The organism is Rhodopirellula sp. J20-39, assembly GCF_057365095.1.
In genome coordinates this window covers 678649-697725 of the sequence record NZ_CP195123.1, presented here as the reverse complement: position 1 = coordinate 697725, position 19077 = coordinate 678649, and the positions used below count along the sequence as shown (strand labels likewise).

General features: G+C 53.2%; 10 protein-coding genes. 6 read left to right on the top strand and 4 right to left on the bottom strand.

What is annotated here, in order from left to right; translation table 11 throughout:
• Positions 1-60 precede the first annotated feature (60 nt).
• A complete protein-coding gene (leuD, locus tag ACR3ZL_RS02320; RefSeq protein ID WP_473649491.1) occupies positions 61-651 on the top strand; it encodes a 3-isopropylmalate dehydratase small subunit in 591 nt (196 codons plus the stop codon).
• A gap of 447 nt (positions 652-1098) precedes the next feature.
• Positions 1099-2406: a glucuronyl esterase domain-containing protein gene (locus tag ACR3ZL_RS02315; protein WP_473649492.1), complete on the top strand. Its 1308-nt coding sequence runs from the start codon at positions 1099-1101 to the stop codon at positions 2404-2406.
• 435 nt (positions 2407-2841) lie between these two features.
• Here ACR3ZL_RS02315 and ACR3ZL_RS02310 read toward each other — a convergent pair whose 3' ends face one another.
• Both ACR3ZL_RS02310 and rimO read right to left on the bottom strand, forming a co-directional pair.
• On the bottom strand, positions 2842-3939 hold the full coding sequence (locus tag ACR3ZL_RS02310) for a type I restriction endonuclease (RefSeq protein ID WP_473649493.1): 1098 nt from the start codon (positions 3937-3939) through the stop codon (positions 2842-2844).
• Positions 3940-4197: 258 nt separating this feature from the next.
• Positions 4198-5634 carry a 30S ribosomal protein S12 methylthiotransferase RimO gene (rimO, locus tag ACR3ZL_RS02305; RefSeq protein WP_473649494.1) on the bottom strand — a complete coding sequence of 479 codons (1437 nt, stop codon included), beginning with the start codon at positions 5632-5634 and terminating at the stop codon, positions 4198-4200.
• A 150-nt stretch (positions 5635-5784) separates the two neighbouring features.
• On the opposite strand from rimO, the gene ypfJ reads away from it, so the two are divergent.
• Together ypfJ and proB are read left to right on the top strand one after the other, a co-directional pair.
• Entirely contained in the window at positions 5785-6642 is an 858-nt protein-coding gene (ypfJ, locus tag ACR3ZL_RS02300; RefSeq protein WP_473649495.1) for a KPN_02809 family neutral zinc metallopeptidase, read from the top strand.
• Between the two features lie 3 nt (positions 6643-6645).
• Positions 6646-7836, top strand: a complete 1191-nt coding sequence (gene proB, locus ACR3ZL_RS02295) for a glutamate 5-kinase (protein ID WP_486173184.1) — start codon at positions 6646-6648, stop codon at positions 7834-7836.
• Positions 7837-8468: 632 nt separating this feature from the next.
• On the opposite strand, the gene ACR3ZL_RS02290 is transcribed toward proB, so the two are convergent.
• Positions 8469-9896 carry a PAS domain S-box protein gene (locus ACR3ZL_RS02290; RefSeq protein WP_473649498.1) on the bottom strand — a complete coding sequence of 476 codons (1428 nt, stop codon included), beginning with the start codon at positions 9894-9896 and terminating at the stop codon, positions 8469-8471.
• Between the two features lie 1134 nt (positions 9897-11030).
• Here ACR3ZL_RS02290 and ACR3ZL_RS02285 point away from each other — a divergent pair.
• Entirely contained in the window at positions 11031-12710 is a 1680-nt protein-coding gene (locus ACR3ZL_RS02285) for a B12-binding domain-containing radical SAM protein (protein WP_473649499.1), read from the top strand.
• Positions 12711-12888: 178 nt separating this feature from the next.
• Here ACR3ZL_RS02285 and ACR3ZL_RS02280 read toward each other — a convergent pair whose 3' ends face one another.
• Positions 12889-15150 carry an acetylxylan esterase family protein gene (locus tag ACR3ZL_RS02280; protein ID WP_473649500.1) on the bottom strand — a complete coding sequence of 754 codons (2262 nt, stop codon included), beginning with the start codon at positions 15148-15150 and terminating at the stop codon, positions 12889-12891.
• 928 nt (positions 15151-16078) lie between these two features.
• Here ACR3ZL_RS02280 and ACR3ZL_RS02275 point away from each other — a divergent pair.
• The gene (locus tag ACR3ZL_RS02275; protein WP_486173183.1) at positions 16079-19066 is read left to right on the top strand and encodes a DUF1553 domain-containing protein; all 2988 of its coding nucleotides are present in this window, start codon (positions 16079-16081) and stop codon (positions 19064-19066) included.
• Positions 19067-19077: the final 11 nt, after the last annotated feature.

The window sequence follows — 19077 nt, the reverse complement described above, 5'->3', positions numbered from 1 at the left end:
GGCCACGAACGTAAACCGTATCTGTGGCCCTTCGCCGCTTCTCACTTTCACACTTCCATCATGCAAAACTTCACCATCCACACCGGCGTGGTCGCGACCCTCGATCGAGCCAACGTTGACACCGACCAAATCATCCCCAAGCAATTCCTTAAACGCATCGAACGGACTGGCTTCGGTCAGTTCCTGTTCTTTGACTGGCGTTTTTTGGATGACGGCAAAACCGATAATCCGGAATTCGAACTCAACCGAGTGAACGTCAAAGGTGCCTCGGTACTGATCGCCCGCGATAACTTCGGCAGCGGCAGCAGCCGTGAACACGCTGTTTGGGCACTTGACGATTACGGGTTCCGTGTCGTGATCGCCCCTTCGTTCGCCGACATTTTCTTCAACAACTGCTTCAACAATGGGCTCCTGCCCATCGCACTGAGCGAAGCCGATGTTGATGAATTGTTCCAACGTGCAGCAAAGGGCAACCCGTACCAACTGACCGTTAATCTAGAAGATCAAACGATCAGCGACGGGCATGGTTTTGACCGATCCTTTGATGTCGATCAGAGCCGTAAGCACAAACTGCTTCAAGGTCTCGACAGCATTGCTGAAACGCTTCAACACGAAGACAAAATTTCAGCTTACGAAGCCAAGATGGCTTAGTCGGCAGTTCTCTTAAACTCGCTAACGCCGCACACTCTCGTGCGGCAACAAGGCACCAGCACATCTTTCGTGCTCCCACCTCGTGCCTCGTTTGACGATACTCGTAGCCACTCGCTTCCACTGAAATCTTGGCTGCGATGTCGTCCGGACCGAGCGTCCATCAGGGGCAGCATGCCGGTTCACGCGGCCCTTTCCTAGATCCAGTATCCTTTTCTGGGGCCAATATCATGGTGCGTTGCCAAACAAGCCACCGTTCAGCAGAAGCGTGCCGCACGGTTCGCCTGATCAGCTCAGCGAGATCCATCGTGCTCGTTCAGCAGGGCATTCCGCCTTCCTGATCCAGTACAAGCCTGAAATCCGGCAACAACTTTTGTGACATCTCGCCGACATTGGAGGTTAGCAATAACTCTCCCCCCTTCCTGCCCCACCTACCCACCCAAAGTTCACATGACGCCCCACATCCAGTCCCACGTCGTCCAACCTAGCGTCCTCGCACGACACAGCCTCTTTGCACGGCTTATCGCGTTCGGGTTGATGCTCACAACACTGAGCTCTCTTTCGGCGCAACAACCGGGAACACCATGGCAGGCCAATCCCGAACAGGTAGCCAAGGATTCCAAACGGAACCCGCAGTTCATTTACGATGAAGCCGACGTGCCGAGCTTCGTTCTTCCCAATCCGCTTAAGATGTCCGACGGCAGCCCCGTGACGTCAAATCAAGAATGGGAGACAGGCCGACGTAACGAACTGCTCGAACTGTTCCGGCGTGAGGTCTATGGACGCCGACCCGAAACGGATTATGCCGTTCGTTTCGAAAAACTATCTGAACAGGACAACCTATTCGCTGGTCTCGCCACCGGGCGTGACATGCAAGCCATCATCACCATCGATGGCCGCGAGTTCAAATTTCCGTTTACCGCTTTCATCCCAAACTCAGCGAAGGGGAAGGCCCCGGCGATCGTATTGATCAACAATCGCCACGCCAGTTCAGTTCAAACCGTTGCCGATCAAGGCGATCCCATTTGGCCGGTACAGAAACTGATCGAACAAGGATACGCCACCGCCGCCTTCCATACATCCGACGTCGACCCAGACCGTAAAGACGGCTACGCCAACGGCATCCGTTCCTTCTTCGCCAACGGTCAGTCACCCCAAGATGATGCTTGGCGAAGCCTGTCCGCGTGGGGATGGGGCGGCAGTCGCGTGTTGGATTACCTGATCGCCCAGCCTGAAGTGGACTCATCGCGGACCGCGATCGCCGGACATTCCCGCGCAGGCAAGACGGCACTCTGGGCAGCCGCCGAAGACCCCCGCTTTTCGATCGCCTACAGCAACGATTCAGGTTGTGGCGGCGCAGCATTATCACGCCGGCGTTTCGGCGAAACCGTCAGCCGCATCACCACCGCATTCCCGCACTGGTTCAGCAAAAACTTCAACGCCTACGCAGATCACGAAGACAAGCTACCGATCGATCAACATGAATTGCTAGCGTTGATCGCCCCACGAGCCGTCTATGTTGCCAGTGCTGACCTGGACCTATGGGCCGACCCCAAAGGCGAATACGCCGCAGTGGTCGCTGCCGCACCCGTTTACCGACTGCTGGGCGAAAACTCGATCACCGAATTGCAAATGCCTGCACTGGAGACCCCACGGCACATCGGCAAGACCGGATACCACATCCGCCGCGGTGCCCATCAACTGTCCCCCACAGACTGGCAATACTTCCTAGATTTCGCGGCAACTCAGTGGGAGTAAGCGGTTAACCTCTCAGCCACTAACACGTACTTCCATCAATCGATTCAAGGAAAGCAAGATCACAATCGAGAACAACCGTCTCAAGAAACTGCTTTCGGGACGGTTGTTCAATTACGCTTAGCCACGTCTAGAGCATTTTGAGATTTAACGTGCCCGATCCCGGTAGCTGGGTTCGCCAGAATTCAGTTTGTGGTTCGTAGGCCGGACCAAGCGTAGCGACGTTCCGGCATTCACGCGACTGCCGGATGGGCGTCGCAAAGCCTCCTTCATCCGGCCTACTTTGGGTCGTTACGTGATTGGTTTTTGTAGCTGGATTCGACAGAATTCAGAGCACCGGATTCTCGGGACACCGCCTACATCCTTTTCTAAAACGCTCTAGTCAATTTCTTGACGAAGGCGTTTTCTCTTTCCAAAGGAGCCTGGTGGCTACTAAGACTATTCGTCGGAATCAGAAACTGGCTTCGAATCCCCATTGCCATCGTAACGACCGACGGAAGATACAAGCTGATCTTCAAAGTCGTAGATTGCTTCTAAACGCTCTATTGGATTTCGAGTTTCGTTTTTCTCTGCATCAAAAGTGCCTATGTACTTTTGCGATCCATTGAAATGCAACCTGCAGATTGGTTTTCGGTTGTTGTCATCCAGCAATACACCACAATAGCTTTTAGTGTCCCGCATCACGACACGCTTGATTGGCAGGTGCTTGGCTAGGATAGCTCGGACAATGTGGAAGCCCTCAACTTCCTCCGCAGTCGTGACAATCCCATCATCTGGCTCATCTCTATCACCAGTATCGCTGGGTTGCTCGGTATCAATATCGACGCCCTGTAATGCAGATTTCAAACGACTACTCAGCTTATCGTTTATAAAGTCGCGAAAAGCCGATTTGACCAAAGGGCGAAATTGCTCGCAAACGGCTGATGTGAAACGACCTTCGTAGATCTTTGAAGTCAAATGCTTGACCAGTTCGTCGCTCGGTGACTCAACTTCGGAAGCAAGCACAGAACCGAGTTGTTGCGTAAATTTCAACTCAGTCGCATTCGCAAGAATGTTCTCCAGGTTGAACACCAACTTGCCGAATTTATTCAGCTCAGCTACATCACGAGCATCGAAATCGTTTAGATCGAATTTAAAAAACGCCTTTGTGTCCATTTTGTTTGGCGAATCAAGATCAGTGTAAAACCAGAAGTGCTGACCGTTAGTGAGCACAGCAAACCGAGCAGCGGTAACACCGAAGTACCGGTATAGCTGGGACGCATGCTTAAAATCGAGCTTGGTATTGATCCCTTTACACTCGATCAGAATCGTAGGTTCACCGTTGAGGACGATTGCATAGTCAACCTTCTCTCCCTTTTTCACTCCCACATCAGCAGTGAATTCGGGAATTACCTCCGTTGGATCAAAGACGTTGTACCCAAGCGCATTGATGATGGGCATGATGACAGCATTTTTAGTTGCTTCTTCCGTACCCAATAGCTCACGCTGTGATTCAAGTCGCGATGCCAAGCGAGTAAGCACATCGAATAGTTCCATCGCCTCTAACCCCAATCAATATCAGTTGCTTTTTGTAAACTGCAATTCCTTGGGGGGGGATTATAGCCCGTCCACCAGATAGATCCTACAGCCCATAGCTTGCGCATGGAGTGGTCTCTCTAACCTCGGCGCGTGAATTGGTAAACCAAAGCCAAGTTAGGGCAAAGAGTGGATATCAGTCGTTTGCAACATACATGAGCTCGACGCCCATGAAAGAAACATAACGGCTGCTTGTGCAGTATTTCGCTACCGCCAGCACTATTCCACTGCGGCGGCGGCTAGGTCATAGCCTTGGGAGGCGACGATCTCACAGGGACGGATTTGGCCGACTTCCACTGGGGCGTCTTCGTTAACCTGGGACACGTAAACCAAGCCGTCGACATCGGGAGCTTCGTTTCGTGTTCGGCCGATGAAGACACCCTCTTGCTCAGGCATGGGAGCGTCGATCAAGACATCTTCCACACCGCCAACTCGGCTGGCATTCCACTCAAAGGCAATGCTTTGCTGCAGCGCCATCAATTCATCACGCCGGCGAATCGCCACGGCAGGATCGACCCGGTCGGGCAGGCGGGCCGCCGGTGTGTCTTCTTCGATGGAGTACGTGAACACGCCTAGGTTTTCGAATTGGGATTCATCGACAAAGTCCAACAACTCACGGAAGTCGTCTTCGGTTTCACCTGGGAAACCCGTGATCATCGTCGTACGCATGACCAGCGAATCAATTCGATCCCGAAGCTTGTGAACGATCTCGGTTTGCAACTTGCGAGTCGTCTTGCGTGCCATCCGTTTCAACATCGAATCGCTGGCGTGCTGTAGCGGCATATCGATGTAAGGCACAATCCGTTTGGCCGACGCAATCGTGTCGATCAACGCATCGTCGATGTACATGGGATAGAAGTACATCAAGCGAATCCAGTCGACGGAATCGATTTGGTCGAGTTGCTGCAGGAGTTCCGTCAGGCGTGGTTTGCCGTAGCGGTCCATTCCGTAATAGGTTGTGTCTTGGGCCACGACAACGATTTCACGCACGCCACTATCGCCGAGCCGCTTGGCTTCATCGACGATCTGCTCGATCGGTTTGCTGAAGTGCTTGCCACGCATCTTGGGAATCGCACAGAAGGTGCAGAGCCGATCGCAACCTTCGCTGATTTTCAAATAGGCAAAGTGCCGCGGCGTGACAGCGGACCGCATCGCATCGGACAACGGATTCACCGCAGCCGGCTTGAAGACGGTGCGTTGTTCTTCCAATCCGGAATACAGATCGTCCACGACCGAAACAATGTCGTTGCGTCCAAAGACGCCTACCAAGGCATCGATGTCCGGCCGGTCTTCGAGCAACTTGCCCTGTTGCCGTTCGGCCAAGCATCCGGTGACGACAACGTTGCGAAGCTTGCCTTCGCGTTTGAGCGTCAACATTTCGTCAATCGCAGCCATCGATTCATCGCGGGCTGAATCGATAAACGCGCACGTGTTGACGACCACGAAATCGGCTCCATCAACGGAATCGACCATCCGATAGCCATCGGCGTCTAAACGTCCCAGCATTTGCTCGGTGTCAACGAGATTCTTGGGGCAGCCAAGCGATACGACTGCATATTGTCCCCGTGGCTTGCCAGACTCTGCGTCTTGGTCGGTAGCGGTCGCCGGAGGGGTGGCGACGTTCAGTTCGTTTTTTTGATAAATGGGGAGTTGCATGAAATCACTGCAAACGGGCGGCGGGGAAGACGCTGAATCGATTCATTAGACCAGAAACCCGTCGATTGACAAATCGCCGCCTTCCGATCAGCGCCTCCGTTTGGCACAATTCAGGCTCGAACGATCGATTATTTCAGCGGGAGCGGACCGATGCGATGGCGTGGCAGACGACAAAGTGACAACGTGGAAGACCGGCGGACGCTCGGACGCCCCGTGGCTGCCGTGGGTGGTGGCTTAGGCGTGGTGGTGATCGCAATCATTATCGGTCTCTTGGGTGGCAATCCACAACAGTTCTTGCAACAAGCACGCCAGAACCAACCCGCGCAGCAAGCTGGCCCCGGGGGGGTTGAACTGACGGCCGCCGAAAAAGAAGCGGGCGATTTCGTGAAAACGGTTTTTGCCGATACCGAAGACGTTTGGACACGACTTTTTGCTGCCAATGACCGGAATTATGAAAAGCCAGTACTGGTTTTGTTCAAAGATCAGGTCCGCAGCGGGTGTGGCATGGCCAGCAGTGGGACCGGTCCGTTCTACTGCCCAGCGGACCAAAAGGTCTACTTAGACACTTCATTCTTTGAACAACTGTCACGGCAACTCGGCGCCCCGGGTGATTTCGCCCAGGCCTACGTCGTTGCACACGAAGTGGGACACCACGTGCAAAAGCTATTGGGTTACACCGACCAAGTCGACCAAATTCGGCAACAGGTCCCCGAGGTGGAATACAACAAGTACTCGGTGCGTCTGGAATTGCAGGCCGACTTCTTCGCTGGTGTGATGCTGCACCACGCCAATCGAATGCACGACATCATCGAAGCGGGCGATATCGAAGAGGCTCTGGTGGCCGCTCAAGCGATCGGCGACGACACACTACAAAAACGCAGCAAAGGCTACGTTCAACCAGAAACCTTCAACCATGGCACCAGCGAACAACGCGTTCGCTGGTTCAGCAAGGGTCTCAAGACTGGCGACCTCACGCTCGGTGACACGTTTGGTGCAAAGCAACTTTAAGCGATGACCTCTAGATCCCCCGCGACGGATGCGGACTTCGATGGTAAACACGAAGTCATTCGGCAACAGATTATCGACGAAACCAAGTGTGTGGTCGTCAAGGTTGGCACACGGGTGCTCACAACCAGCGACGGCAAACTGGACCTGGAACGGGTCGACATTCTGGCTGCACAGTTGGCCCGAATCGCCGATACCGGACGCCATGTCATCATGGTCAGTAGTGGTGCCGTCGGTGCAGGCGTGGCCAAACTCGGCTTACCCACACGCCCCGTCGGAATCGCGAAACTTCAGGCGGTCGCAGCAATCGGGCAAACCGACCTGATCCGCGCCTATGAACACTCCTTGATCCAGCGTGGTTACCACGTTGCCCAAGTCCTGCTGACAAAGAACGACCTGCGACGCCGAAGTGGATACTTGCACGTTCGCAACGCGCTCACCGGGATTCATGAATTCGGCTCAATCGCCGTCGTCAACGAAAACGATTCGGTTGCTGTTGCCGAATTGAAAACTACGTTTGGCGACAACGATCGGTTGGCGGCCCACGTCGCTGGTCTGTTTAACGATGCGTTGCTGATTTTGCTAACCGACGTTCGCGGGCTGTATGATGGCCACCCCGATGACGATAGCAGCCAAAAGATCGAAATGGTTCGCGATCTTGACGGGGATGTCATGTCCATGGCCGAGGACAAAGCTTCGGCGTTCAGCAAAGGCGGCATGGAAGGGAAACTGCGCGCTTCTCGACTGGCTAATTCGCACGGCCACCCAACCATCATCGGCCCTGGGCGGCAAGACGATGTCCTAGACCAGGTGTTCGCTGGGAAGTCCGTCGGCACACTGTTCATCCCCCCCAAGCGAACCCTACGTGGGCGTCGTCGCTGGATCGGCAGTGCCGCTGTTTCCGTAGGCAAACTGCATTTGGACGAAGGTGCAGTGGAAGCCATCCGCGATAAGGGACGCAGTCTGTTGGCCGTAGGCATCGTTCGGGTCGATGGCGTCTTCTCACACGGCGATGTGGTAAGCTTGGTGTCCCCGGATGATCAAGAGATCGCTCGCGGACTCTGCAACTACCGCAGCCAAGAGATGTCGCTGATTGCCGGACGTTCCAATATCGAAATCGAAGCGATCCTAGGACATCGCCCCTACGAAAACGTGATTCACCGCAACAACCTGGTGATCAATCTTCTCGAAGAATAGAAGCGTAAGCGTCGATGAGAACGCTTGGGTCCTGCGGTTGAATCCAGTCCTAGGGTGTTGGACTGCCCGGTAACGCTACTTGAGATATCAAGTTTGGTACGCTCCTGCTCTTTGGTCTCTCGACGTCGGATTCGTTCAATTCACGATTCCAAGGCTGTGGCCCTCGTCGCCAACAGTCCGCTAGGGACGTTAACTAAGTTGAGCGGGATCACTCGTGATCCGGCGTTTTTAAGAACGCAGATGTCGTCTTTGCTGATAATTCAGTCGACGGTTAGCTGGTGTTAAGAAATGAACAGCCAGGGATGGAGACTTTTGCGCATAAAAAATTGAAGTAGGCCCAGCCGGTTCAAAATGATCATCTCTTTGCCCCAAGCGATGATTGTTTTCGGCCGGCTGAGCCATACTTCAAGGTCGTTTTAATAATATCGGTCGCAAATCGGTCCCTTACTTCAATTTGTTCGCAATTGCGGGATATCCCTCATACTGCCGGACTCCCGGAGTGTGCTATGCGGCGCCCAACCCCGTTGCAGCCTCCTAAGCCCACATCGCCGTCGTCGATATCCTCGCCGACCGAAGAGCGTCCGAAGATCCGCTCAATAATCGCATCGCAATTTCGAAGCCGGCTGCCATTTTCAGTGCTCCACCGATTCTGCATCCAATGCGATTCTTACTAATTCGGTGATGCTTTTGACGCCGAGCTTCTTCATCACGTTGGACCGATGACGTTCGACCGTCTTTTCGCTGATGTCGAGTCGCTTCGCTATTACCTTGTTCATGTCACCCGCGACCACTCGAGAGAACACGTTTCGCTCACGGATGGAAAGCATGTCAAGCTTTGCTTTCGCGATGGCAGCCTTTCTCGCCATCTCCTCGGCGAGCTTTCGGTGCGAAATGTTCACTACCACATTTCGCGTCCCACAAAAGTCACCGTTGTCGTCAAAGTACGGACGTGAAGACACCAAGACCCAAACATCATGGCCGTCCCGATGCTTAACACGGTACTCGACGGCTTCGGAAACGCCGTCGGAGCGTTTCTCGAAGTTGGCTTGCAAATCATCTTTAGACGCCTCTCCAATCAAGCTGAAGATACTTTTGCCGATCAGATCCGCTGGCTCGTAACCAAGCATCTGTGCCGCGACATCATTCATTTTGGCGACACGTCCATCGACATCAACAATCGTGATCCCCTCAGCGGATGTCTCCACGATTTCACGGTAAAGCTTCTCGCTGGCGATAAGCGCCGATTCCATTTGGTGTCGCGAGGTTACGTCCTGCGTCGTCCCAAACCGTATCAATTGACCACCGCGTTGGATTGACCTAACTGTAGCGTGAAGCCAGCGCATTTCGCCGAGCAAAGGATTGCGACGGAATTCCAGTTCCATTGAATCGTGTAGGTGCAAGTCCGACTTCTGTGCTTCGATAACGGTTTCGCGATCTTCGGGATGAACAAGCTCAATAAACTGCTCGAACGTCGGCGGTTGTCCATTTGGATCCAATCCAAAGATTTCGAACAACTCCCTAGACCACCAACCCCTATTGCTTTCCTCGCTCAGCTCCCAGCAACCAACCTTCGAATGCTTCTGGGCCAACTCTAACCGCTGCAATGCCTGGTCACGCTCCTGATCCGCTTTGACGCTATCGGTAATATCGACGGCCGTCGCGACGATGGAACCATCGTCTTCATCGCCTTTCTCCCATCGCAGAAAAGTCGCCTTCACCCACCGTTGCTGATTACCATCCCGTTGCACGTAGAGAGTTTTGCTGAAACTCGATTGCTCGCCATCATTCAGTGCCTCGACATCTCGCAACACTCCGGAATCATCCATCGCAGGCAAAAGCAGACTCAGCGGCGTACCGACAAGTTCATCCACATTGACCTGCACAAACTCCGCGAAGACGGCGTTCGACTCTCGGATCGCCAAATTACTTGGCTCCATAAAACAGCAACCAATTCCAAACTGATTGAGCTGCTCAGCGAATGCAGACAGACACGACCGACCCAACTCGGGCAACTGCGTCTCGGCTCGTTGTGTCTGTTGGCGTTGGGGTTTGTTTTTCATTTCAATACTTTGGGATGAACACGCAACTGAAATTGTTAACAGCGGTGTTACCCCCCATTCAATCTTGGCGGACAACTTGCTCTCGTTTGCAATGAGATGCTTAATGCAATCGCCGCGCCATGATTCGTACCATTGCGTCAAAATGATGACGCGTTCAATTTCCCAAGTAGCCGTATGCGATTTCTGCTACCTGCAAACTGAACGGACGTATGGGATCGTATTGCCCGTTCTAGTTGATCAGCAGTCCAACCGACTCGCGCCGCCCTCTATCCATGTTTGGACAACCAATGCGTGCACCGAAACTCCAGTGCGTCAATTTAGAATGACACTCCAAGCCAATGCAATCGCACCAAGACCTGATTTTTGAGCAAATGTTTTATTTGGCAAAATTTTCATTATTGCGTTTCCGATGCGGTCGACTCAGTCTTCCAAACCATCGCAAATATCTAACGCGAAAAAATCCACCCACTCGTCCCATGTCAAAAAGGAGTCAACTTAGACCATCAGTTGAATGATTTGAGACCAGCAAATCTTGCATCCCATGGACCTTTGAATGTGGACGGATAGGTCGGTGTTTTAATCGCCCCTAGTCTGTACCCAGGTACCGATAAGGAACTATCTAACTTCTCAACAACGAAAGGTGCCAATGATTGGAATCCTCCAAACTGAGATAGCGATTCGCAACAACGCGAGTCTTGTCGCTTTTGTGAATATTCGTTTTATTCAATTGATGCATGAACGAGCGATATGTCCGCGACCTCAGTGCGTTGCGTGATATTGGGAACTGACGCGATTGCTCAATTTCCGCGTCCACTTGTGAGTCGTAAGCGAGGTAGCTCCGACGCGGAATCCAACCTAGAAGTGACAGGTGCACAACCTATCGCCCACATATGCGCAGCCGACAATGTGGTGCGCAAGCCGGTAACTCCATTTCAAAGAGCTTTCGAAAAACGGGTCTGCACGGCTTCAGGGTAGGATTCGACGCCGAACTCTACCTGTTCAGTCGACCGGACCAGAGCTTTGCACCGACCCACCAGCAGCAGGCCTGACAATCAAAAAGTGACACTTGCTAGGCATCGTCCGATATGATTGGAGTTGTCACTTGGTTCCGATCGATGTTTCGAAGGTATTGCCATGGCACGGATTGCAATCATCAACCCTGCGTTTGAAGTTTCTTATTGGGGGTTGGAATACGCTCAGCCGATTCTCGGTAAGCGGGCGAATATGCCTGTTGCAAGCTTGCCGTTGCTCGCGGCATTGACGCCGGACGGCCACGAGGTGGTGCTGTTCGACGAAAACGTTGAGCCATTGGACTTCGACGAATTGGCGACGTTTGATGTAGTTGGTTTGACCGGCATGAGCGTTCAGCGATTTCGCATGGACACCATCATTCAAGAACTGAAAGCCAGATCCGCTTTTGTGGTCGTCGGCGGCGCCTGGGTCACGGTCCACGAAGACTATTTCGGCGACTCTGCGGACGTGATTTTCATCGGGGAAGCGGAAACGACATGGCCCCAATTCTTAGACGAGTGGCAAACCGGTAAGCATCTTCGGCGGTACGAGCAGACCGACAAAACAGACATGACATCCGTGCCCGTGCCGCGTCATGACTTGCTAAAGAACTCGCATTATCTCGTTGGCAGCTTGCAGTTCACTCGCGGTTGTCCTTTCCAGTGCGAGTTCTGTGACATCATCGTGACCTTCGGCCGGCGTCCGCGAATCAAGCTTGAATCGCAAGTGATCGCGGAACTGAACTGTCTGCTACGTGAAGGCCTACGGATCGTGTTCATTGTTGATGACAACCTGATCGGCAATAAGAAAGCGATTAAGCCTGTCCTTAAAGCGGTTGGCGATTGGCAAAAGCAGCACGGCTATCCGATGGCATTCAGCACCGAAGCATCACTCGATCTTTGTGAAGACGCCGAACTGATGGAGCTGATGGCAGAAGCGAACATCATGTCCGTCTTCATCGGTCTTGAAAGTCCTAACGAAGCATCATTGCAAGAGACCAAGAAGTTCCAAAACGTTCGAGCGCGTGGCGGCACGATGCTTGAAAAAGTGCACCAGATTCAAAACTTCGGTCTGGAAGTTTGGTGTGGCTTGATCGTTGGTTTTGATAACGACCCACCAGAAATCTTTAAGATCCAGAAAGACTTTCTCAAAGAGTCAAGAATCGCGCACGCGATGATCGGCTTGCTTCATGCGATCCCCAAAACACCTCTGCATGCCCGACTTCGTGAGGAAGGCCGACTCGATGAAGGTGACGAACAGGTGTTTGGAACTAACGTAATACCCAAGCGAATGTCGCGAGAAGAATTGCGGGACGGCTACATGGAAGTAATGCACCATGCATACGATCCAGATGTCTTCTTTGACAGACTCGACCAGCTCTTCGTGCATGACCATTTCGAGTTCCGAACCTTTAAGACGCAGTACTTCCAACAACATCCTTGGCGACGACGAAAGCAAGCGGCCATCTTCTTGGCCGCGTTTGTCGGCTTGTTCTCACGTTTAATGTGGATGACACCGGACGCGAAACTGCGTCGCATTTATCGCCAGCGAATATCTGGTGCGGTTCGTGCACGGTGGCGATCACCAGCGATCTACTTCTTCTACACGCTGAAGTGTGCGATGCATTTTCATCACCACAAAATGGCTACTGATATGATTGCCGACCCAGCGCGGTGCGTATCATCATTCGGCCAAGCGGTTCGCACCGAAGCAGCAGAACCGTTGTCCAAAGATTTGCTTCAGCCAACAAAGTGCCGTGGATCAGCCGAACACATATCCGAACCAGTCACGTTGAAAGTTTAAAACGATGAAACCCTTGGGCGGTCGCTGGGACACTGCTCTTTCCAAGCACGTGCTAAAACTTGCGTCACAACGCTCCAATAGTATCGCTTTCGAATTCACTCCCGTCGATAACTCCCTTGCCTGCTCACTCGATTGCTGAGCAAATGCTTTAATCTCTCTCTGTTATGGGTGACTTTTTTTACAGCCTAGAATTTCGCTGCAAAATCCAATCGACGGCATGCGTTGTGGTATGCCGATCGTCAGTCTCGTCGAGACTCGCAACGAACGGTGCTTGAGAGTCTTCATGGATTCCGTAGGCACCTTGAACGATCGCCGGCAGTGTTCGTTCGCCCGCGACACATAGTGGGTGAGGCGCTGACAACGCTAGCAACGTCGGCAAATCGCCATACTTGATCGCACCGGGCAGGAACTGAATATCTCGCCAGTCCTGTAAATTCTCGAATCGGAAACCACCCGTATCGATAGCAACTTGGTCGAGTTGTTCTGCGGCGATCGAGCGGGCAGCGGCGAGTAAAACGCCACCACCGTGAACACTGACTGCATGTACTGATTTCGTCTGCGGCTGAGCGTTCGCCCAGACGGTCAGGGTGAGGATATCGTGAACGCGACGCGCCAAAACGGTGTCGTTGTATCCGTAGGTATGCCCCGCAAAAGGCTGGGGGTTGCTGACGGTTGGATTCTCAGTCAGTGGCTGCGAATTCTTCGTAAGTTCCCCCTGTCCAAATAGATCGGCACCGACGACGGCGTACCCGGCGTCCACCAGTCGTAACAACTCTGCGTTGGGTTTCCTGTCCACGAACATGCCTGATTTTCCCCCACCATCAATCCATAAGACGACTTGGTGGTTCCAACGATCCGGATCGGGATGAATCGATATCACGGGCAATTGCTCCCCCTTGGACTGAAGGGCAATCAGCTTTCCTGACTCGGTAAAGCGATCGTGTTCTTGGGTCCAAACGGTCGTGTCTTGGATATCGTCCGCATCGGGTAGGGTTCGCCCGATCAACATTTGCCAACCCGCACGCACAATAGCAAGATATTCCTGCGTCTGCTGATCGCCTTCCGGCGAGTGATGCATCATCACATCAAGATCGCGTTGATTGAGTTGGGCAAGTAATTGCCGTTCGTAATCATCGCCGCCGGCGGGCATCGGATGCTGGGCATCCCAGACGGTATACTCTTGCGGCGTCAGTGGTTCCCAGTCCAGTTCTTGGATTGGCTCTTCAATACCCAAGTGAAGATGTTTGTTCATCCAGGAATACATAATCCCGCGAGTGACGGCATTGTAGTTGTGAGGGAAATGCAACAGCGGTTTGCAGTCGACATTTTCTTCAACTCCAAGCATCGCATACAATTGGCGAAGCTGGGGAAAGCCTTTGGTCATCATCTCTTTTGTCCAATCATTCGCCGCCGTCATCGATTGCGGACGCGGAGCAAACAGTGCCGCCAGTTCGACGTTACCGGTTCCGATTCGTAGCAGACTGGTGTTTTCGCAAGTGCATCCGCCTTGCATGCTGGTCGACACCATTCCGTTGGGAAAACCGGCGATGTGACGATCATCAATTGCTCCCAGCAAGATCGTTTGGGTTCCACCACCGCTGCCACCGGTAACCGCCATGCGGGCAGCATCCACATCGGAGAGACTTTCAAGAAAATCGAGCGAGCGGATGCAGTTCCACATCTGCAAACCAAGAATGTTGTGCAAGCGACCTTCGGCTTGCACACCATGAAACCCCCAATTTTGCGGTTGGTCGAGATCCTCGCGGTACTTCGAGTAAAAGTGTGCGCGGTGCATCGGAATTTGCTGGCTGTCGACGTAACCAAGCATGTCAAATGTGAACGTGACGCAGCCCATCCGCGCGAGTTGGACACAGCGGGCGAGCTTAGGGAACCGCCCCGAACGCGGATGCAGCTCCGCTCCGGACTGAATCAAAGCATCCATTTTCGATTCGCCATAATCGTATTGCCGACCACCATGACCATGAGGCGACAACACGGCGGGTCGTTTCTGAGTGGCTATCCCATCGGGCCGAAATAGCAACCCAGACACGAAATGTCCCGGCAAGCTTTCGAAGTAGACTTTTTCGACAGTGAAACCTTCCCGCTGTACCTTGCCGTGAATCACCGCGTTGAGCGGCGTTTTCTCAGGCATCGGATAAAGCCCTGTTGCCACCAACACCCGTTGCTTCAGCTCTACCTGGCGTTTCAGCCAAGCCGCTTTGCTACTTGGAACCTGAAAAGGAAAGTAGCCATTGAGGTCTTTCAGTCTCGTAAGCCGAGCATCGCTCGACTGCGATCCGGATTGAAAGACGGTGATCGACTCAGGCTCGGCTGCAATCAGCGTCGAAGAAGTCGCTTCAGACGATAGGCTGATCACACAACATGCTGCCAAAATCAGGCATGTTTGACGTGGGAAAGTCATGCAATTGGAAACACTCATGAAGGTATTTGGCTAGTTAAGAGGACAAAAACAGAGATCAAAGTCACCATGCGTATCTACTTTTAAGGCGGATTCTCACGACTCATTGACTAGAAACCGGAACAGCAACGGCGCCATACATGGATAGTGGCACAGCGTCGGCGTCTCTTTCAATCGCCGACCAATCGACACTTCCTAGCGAAACTTCACCCACATCAGATTCCCTGCATTTCCAAACGGAAAAAATCCGGTCCATTGACGCGTCGGACTCAAGTTCACATCAGGTGCCGTGTCCAATATCGCTAGTGGGGTCTCGTCCTGTCCCTCGTCTTTGCCCGTACTCCTCGAAATCAGTGGCGAGCCATGACGGGATCACGGCTCGATCAACAAACAGGCCAGAAAGATTCGCTTCTCGTTCAAGCGAAAGCGTGACGATCACGTCCTCGCAAACTTATCGTCATGAATAGACATGATGTAGTCGCCATCGATCAACACGAATAGCAAACCTGTCATGGCGGAGCCCAACACGCTGGCACAGTCCCCTTAGTTATCAAGCGATTCTACTGGCCGACATCGCCGCTACAACTCATCAAATATTCACACTTGCTCATCAAACTGTTCAAAAGGGCCTTCATCGCGATGCGATTTCCATGACAAACGACCCACGTGGTGCTTCATTCCCGTCTATTCGCGAACCAATGACGTGGCGTTTACCTAAGAAACCGCTCAACATCAGATACACACTTCCGATACCGGGGTCGTCGAAAAGTCTAGCGGCATGGGTACCAAATCACCAAAACGCGTCGGTCATCATCTTCAATAAGCCGGACCTTATGCACTGAGATCACTTGCAGTCTTCTACGCGAGGTACCATATTGAAAATCCCTGGTTCGCTTTGCGAGCTAGCCCCGCCTCAACATCCCACCTCTGCCAAATCGGTTTTGACGCCATGCAAGTATGGTTGGCCTCACGATGCGCGCTATACTCTGCCTCGGCAATCGTGCTGCCAGCGTTCTTTTGCTTGGCAGCGTTGGTACCTGGCGATCCGGAAGCCAGCTTGCTGCTCAGCCACGTTCGCGATGGCGAGATGCCGCCCGGTGAGGTGCGAGTTCCTGACACAAAGATCGCTGTTCTTGAAAACTGGATCCAGCGTGGGGCATTAACGCTCCGTGAAGAACCACAGCAACTCGGGCCAGGAATTCCGATCACCGAAGAGGAACGGAATTACTGGGCCTATCAACCGATTGCTGAAGTACCCGTTCCCAGCGATGTCAACGACGCAAATATTCGCTCGCCAATCGATGCGTTGATCGCTGACGCAATGCCCGCCGGTTTGTCCTTTTCAGATGATGCGGATCGGTTCACCTTGATCCAGCGAGTTTATGACGACTTACTGGGCTTGCCACCCACGGTCGAACAAATAGAACCTTCGCTGCATGACGCGGACCCCCAATGGTATGAACGTTTAGTCGACCAACTGCTTCGCTCCCCACACTACGGCGAGCGTTGGGGTCGGCACTGGCTCGACGCGGCTGGGTATGCTGACAGCGACGGCTACACCGCTGCCGACAAGAACCGCGATTGGGCGTGGCGTTACCGTGATTATGTAACCAAGTCGTTGAATGCGGATAAGCCTTTTGATCAGTTTATCGTCGAGCAACTGGCCGGTGATGAGCTCGCCGGTCCCAAGGAGGGTAATTGGACGGACCGGCAAATCGAGCTGCTAACAGCAACCGGATTTTTACGCATGGCAGCGGACGGCACCGGCAGCGGTGACAACAGCCCCGAAGCTCGCAACAAGGTGATTGCAGACACGCTGCAAATCGTTTGCTCAACTTTGCTCGGCTCCAGCGTTCACTGTGCGCAGTGTCACGACCACCGCTACGACCCGATCTCCCATGCAGACTATTTTGCATTGCGTGCGGTCTTCGAACCGGGCCTGGATTGGCAGGCATGGAAACCGCCAGCCGCCCGCTTAGTTTCATTGGCCACTCAGCAAGATCTCGCTGCCGCTGCCAAGATCGAGCGAGAGGTTAGCAGCGTTGTAGCGGCACGCGCCACTCAACAAACCGAATTCATCCAAGAGGTGTTTAAGCAAGAACTGCTGAAGTTCGACGAGCCTCTTCGTTCGCAATTACAGACGGCTTATCAAACGTCCAGCGAACAACGCGACACCGAACAAAAAGCGTTACTAGCCAGTCATCCCAGTATCAACATCACGCCTGGCGTGTTGTATCAATTTCGTCCCGATGCCGCTGCAGAGCTGAAAGAATTCGACACAAAGATCGCTGAACTGCGTGCAAAAAAACCTGCCGAACAATTCGTTCAAGCATTTGTCGAGCCGGCAGGACATGTGCCGGTAACTCACCTCTTTCATCGTGGAGATTTCAATCAGCCGAAACAGGAAGTTCAACCGGCGGCATTAACCGTTGCTTCAACCGAAGGCGACCGAGTGACGTTCCCCCTGGATAATCCAGAACTACCCACCACGGGCCGTCGACTGGCGTTTGCAAAGTACTTAACCGAAGTCGGCAATCCCTTGACCTCGCGGGCTATCGTCAACCGCATTTGGATGCACCATTTTGGGCACGGCATCGTCGCGACGCCTGGAGAGTTTGGACGCCTGGGCGACAAGCCCTCCCATCCCAAGTTGCTTGATTGGTTGGCACGAGATTTCGTTAAGCATGGCTGGAGCTTGAAACATCTGCATCGACAAATCCTGATGTCAACAACCTGGCGGCAAAGTTCGCTGCGGCGGCCGGAGTGTGAAATAGTCGATGCGGAGAATCGATTTTATTGGCGAAAGTCACTGCAACGCGTTGATGCTGAAATCCTGCGTGATTCGATGTTGGCGGTATCTGGGACTCTCGACTTGCAGCAGTTCGGGCCACCCGTTGATGTTGCCGAGGATGACACGGGGCAAGTTCGCGTGGATGCTAAACAACCGCGTCGCAGCATCTATGCGCGGGTGCGGCGTAGTCAACCAGTCGGCATGCTGCAAGCATTCGACGCTCCCGTGATGGGTGTCAACTGCGACGTACGATCCGTGTCCACCGTCGCACCACAATCATTGATGATGCTTAACGGTGCCTTCGTCCTTGAACAAGCGAGTCTGGTTGCCGATCGGGCTATCCAGCGTGCGAAGAGGGTGGTTTCAGTCATCGAAGATTCCGTCACATCCTGGTTACCCGTGATGCCAGCACCCACATGGCAGTACGGTACTGGCGAAGTAGATGAAGTGGGTACCGTGATTCGCAACTTTGTCGACTTGCCGCATTTCACAGGCACAGCCTGGCAAGGCGGTCCGACCGCACCGGATACGAAATTTGGTTGGGTGATTTTGCATGCCAGTGGTGGTCATCCGGGCAATCCATCGCATCCCGCGATCCGCCGCTGGATAGCACCTGCTGACGGACAACTCAGCATCACCGGAACGCTGAAACACGCTAGCAAGAATGGCGATGGGGTTCGCGGCCGAGTCTTTTCGGCAAGCGACTTGCGTGGCACTTGGCAAAGCAAGGACAACTCACATGAAACCGCGGTTTCCGCGTTTGATGTTCGGGCCGGTGAACCCATCGACTTTGTCACCGACTGCTTGGAACACGAAACCTCGGACTCCTTCACTTGGCCATTAAAACTCACTTTCACACGGACCGATGGTAAGCCAGTGGTTCATGATTCCGTGACTCACTTTTCTGGTTCTGAGCCCGATCTGAAATTGTTGCCATCACAAATCAATGCAGCTTGGGAAGTCGTTTTGTCTCGCGCCGCCAGCGATCAGGAACTGAAACTGTCACTGCAATTTGCCCGCGATCAATTGTTGCTGATGGCTCACAACGGCGATGGCACTTTTCCCGGCCGATCCCGAGGAAAACAAGTTCTCGTCAACATCTGTCAGATGTTGCTTAATTCCAACGAATTCCTCTACATCGAATGACTTTGGAGCCA

Excerpts from the sequence above, each read along its gene's own strand:
- proB (WP_486173184.1), top strand. The coding sequence starts at position 6,646 with ATGACCTCTAGATCCCCCGCGACGGATGCGGACTTCGATGGTAAACAC.
- ACR3ZL_RS02315 (WP_473649492.1), top strand. The coding sequence starts at position 1,099 with ATGACGCCCCACATCCAGTCCCACGTCGTCCAACCTAGCGTCCTCGCA.
- ACR3ZL_RS02280 (WP_473649500.1), bottom strand. The coding sequence starts at position 15,150 with ATGAGTGTTTCCAATTGCATGACTTTCCCACGTCAAACATGCCTGATT.
- ACR3ZL_RS02310 (WP_473649493.1), bottom strand. The coding sequence starts at position 3,939 with ATGGAACTATTCGATGTGCTTACTCGCTTGGCATCGCGACTTGAATCA.
- leuD (WP_473649491.1), top strand. The coding sequence starts at position 61 with ATGCAAAACTTCACCATCCACACCGGCGTGGTCGCGACCCTCGATCGA.
- ACR3ZL_RS02275 (WP_486173183.1), top strand. The coding sequence starts at position 16,079 with ATGCAAGTATGGTTGGCCTCACGATGCGCGCTATACTCTGCCTCGGCA.
- rimO (WP_473649494.1), bottom strand. The coding sequence starts at position 5,634 with ATGCAACTCCCCATTTATCAAAAAAACGAACTGAACGTCGCCACCCCT.
- ACR3ZL_RS02290 (WP_473649498.1), bottom strand. The coding sequence starts at position 9,896 with ATGAAAAACAAACCCCAACGCCAACAGACACAACGAGCCGAGACGCAG.
- ypfJ (WP_473649495.1), top strand. The coding sequence starts at position 5,785 with ATGCGATGGCGTGGCAGACGACAAAGTGACAACGTGGAAGACCGGCGG.
- ACR3ZL_RS02285 (WP_473649499.1), top strand. The coding sequence starts at position 11,031 with ATGGCACGGATTGCAATCATCAACCCTGCGTTTGAAGTTTCTTATTGG.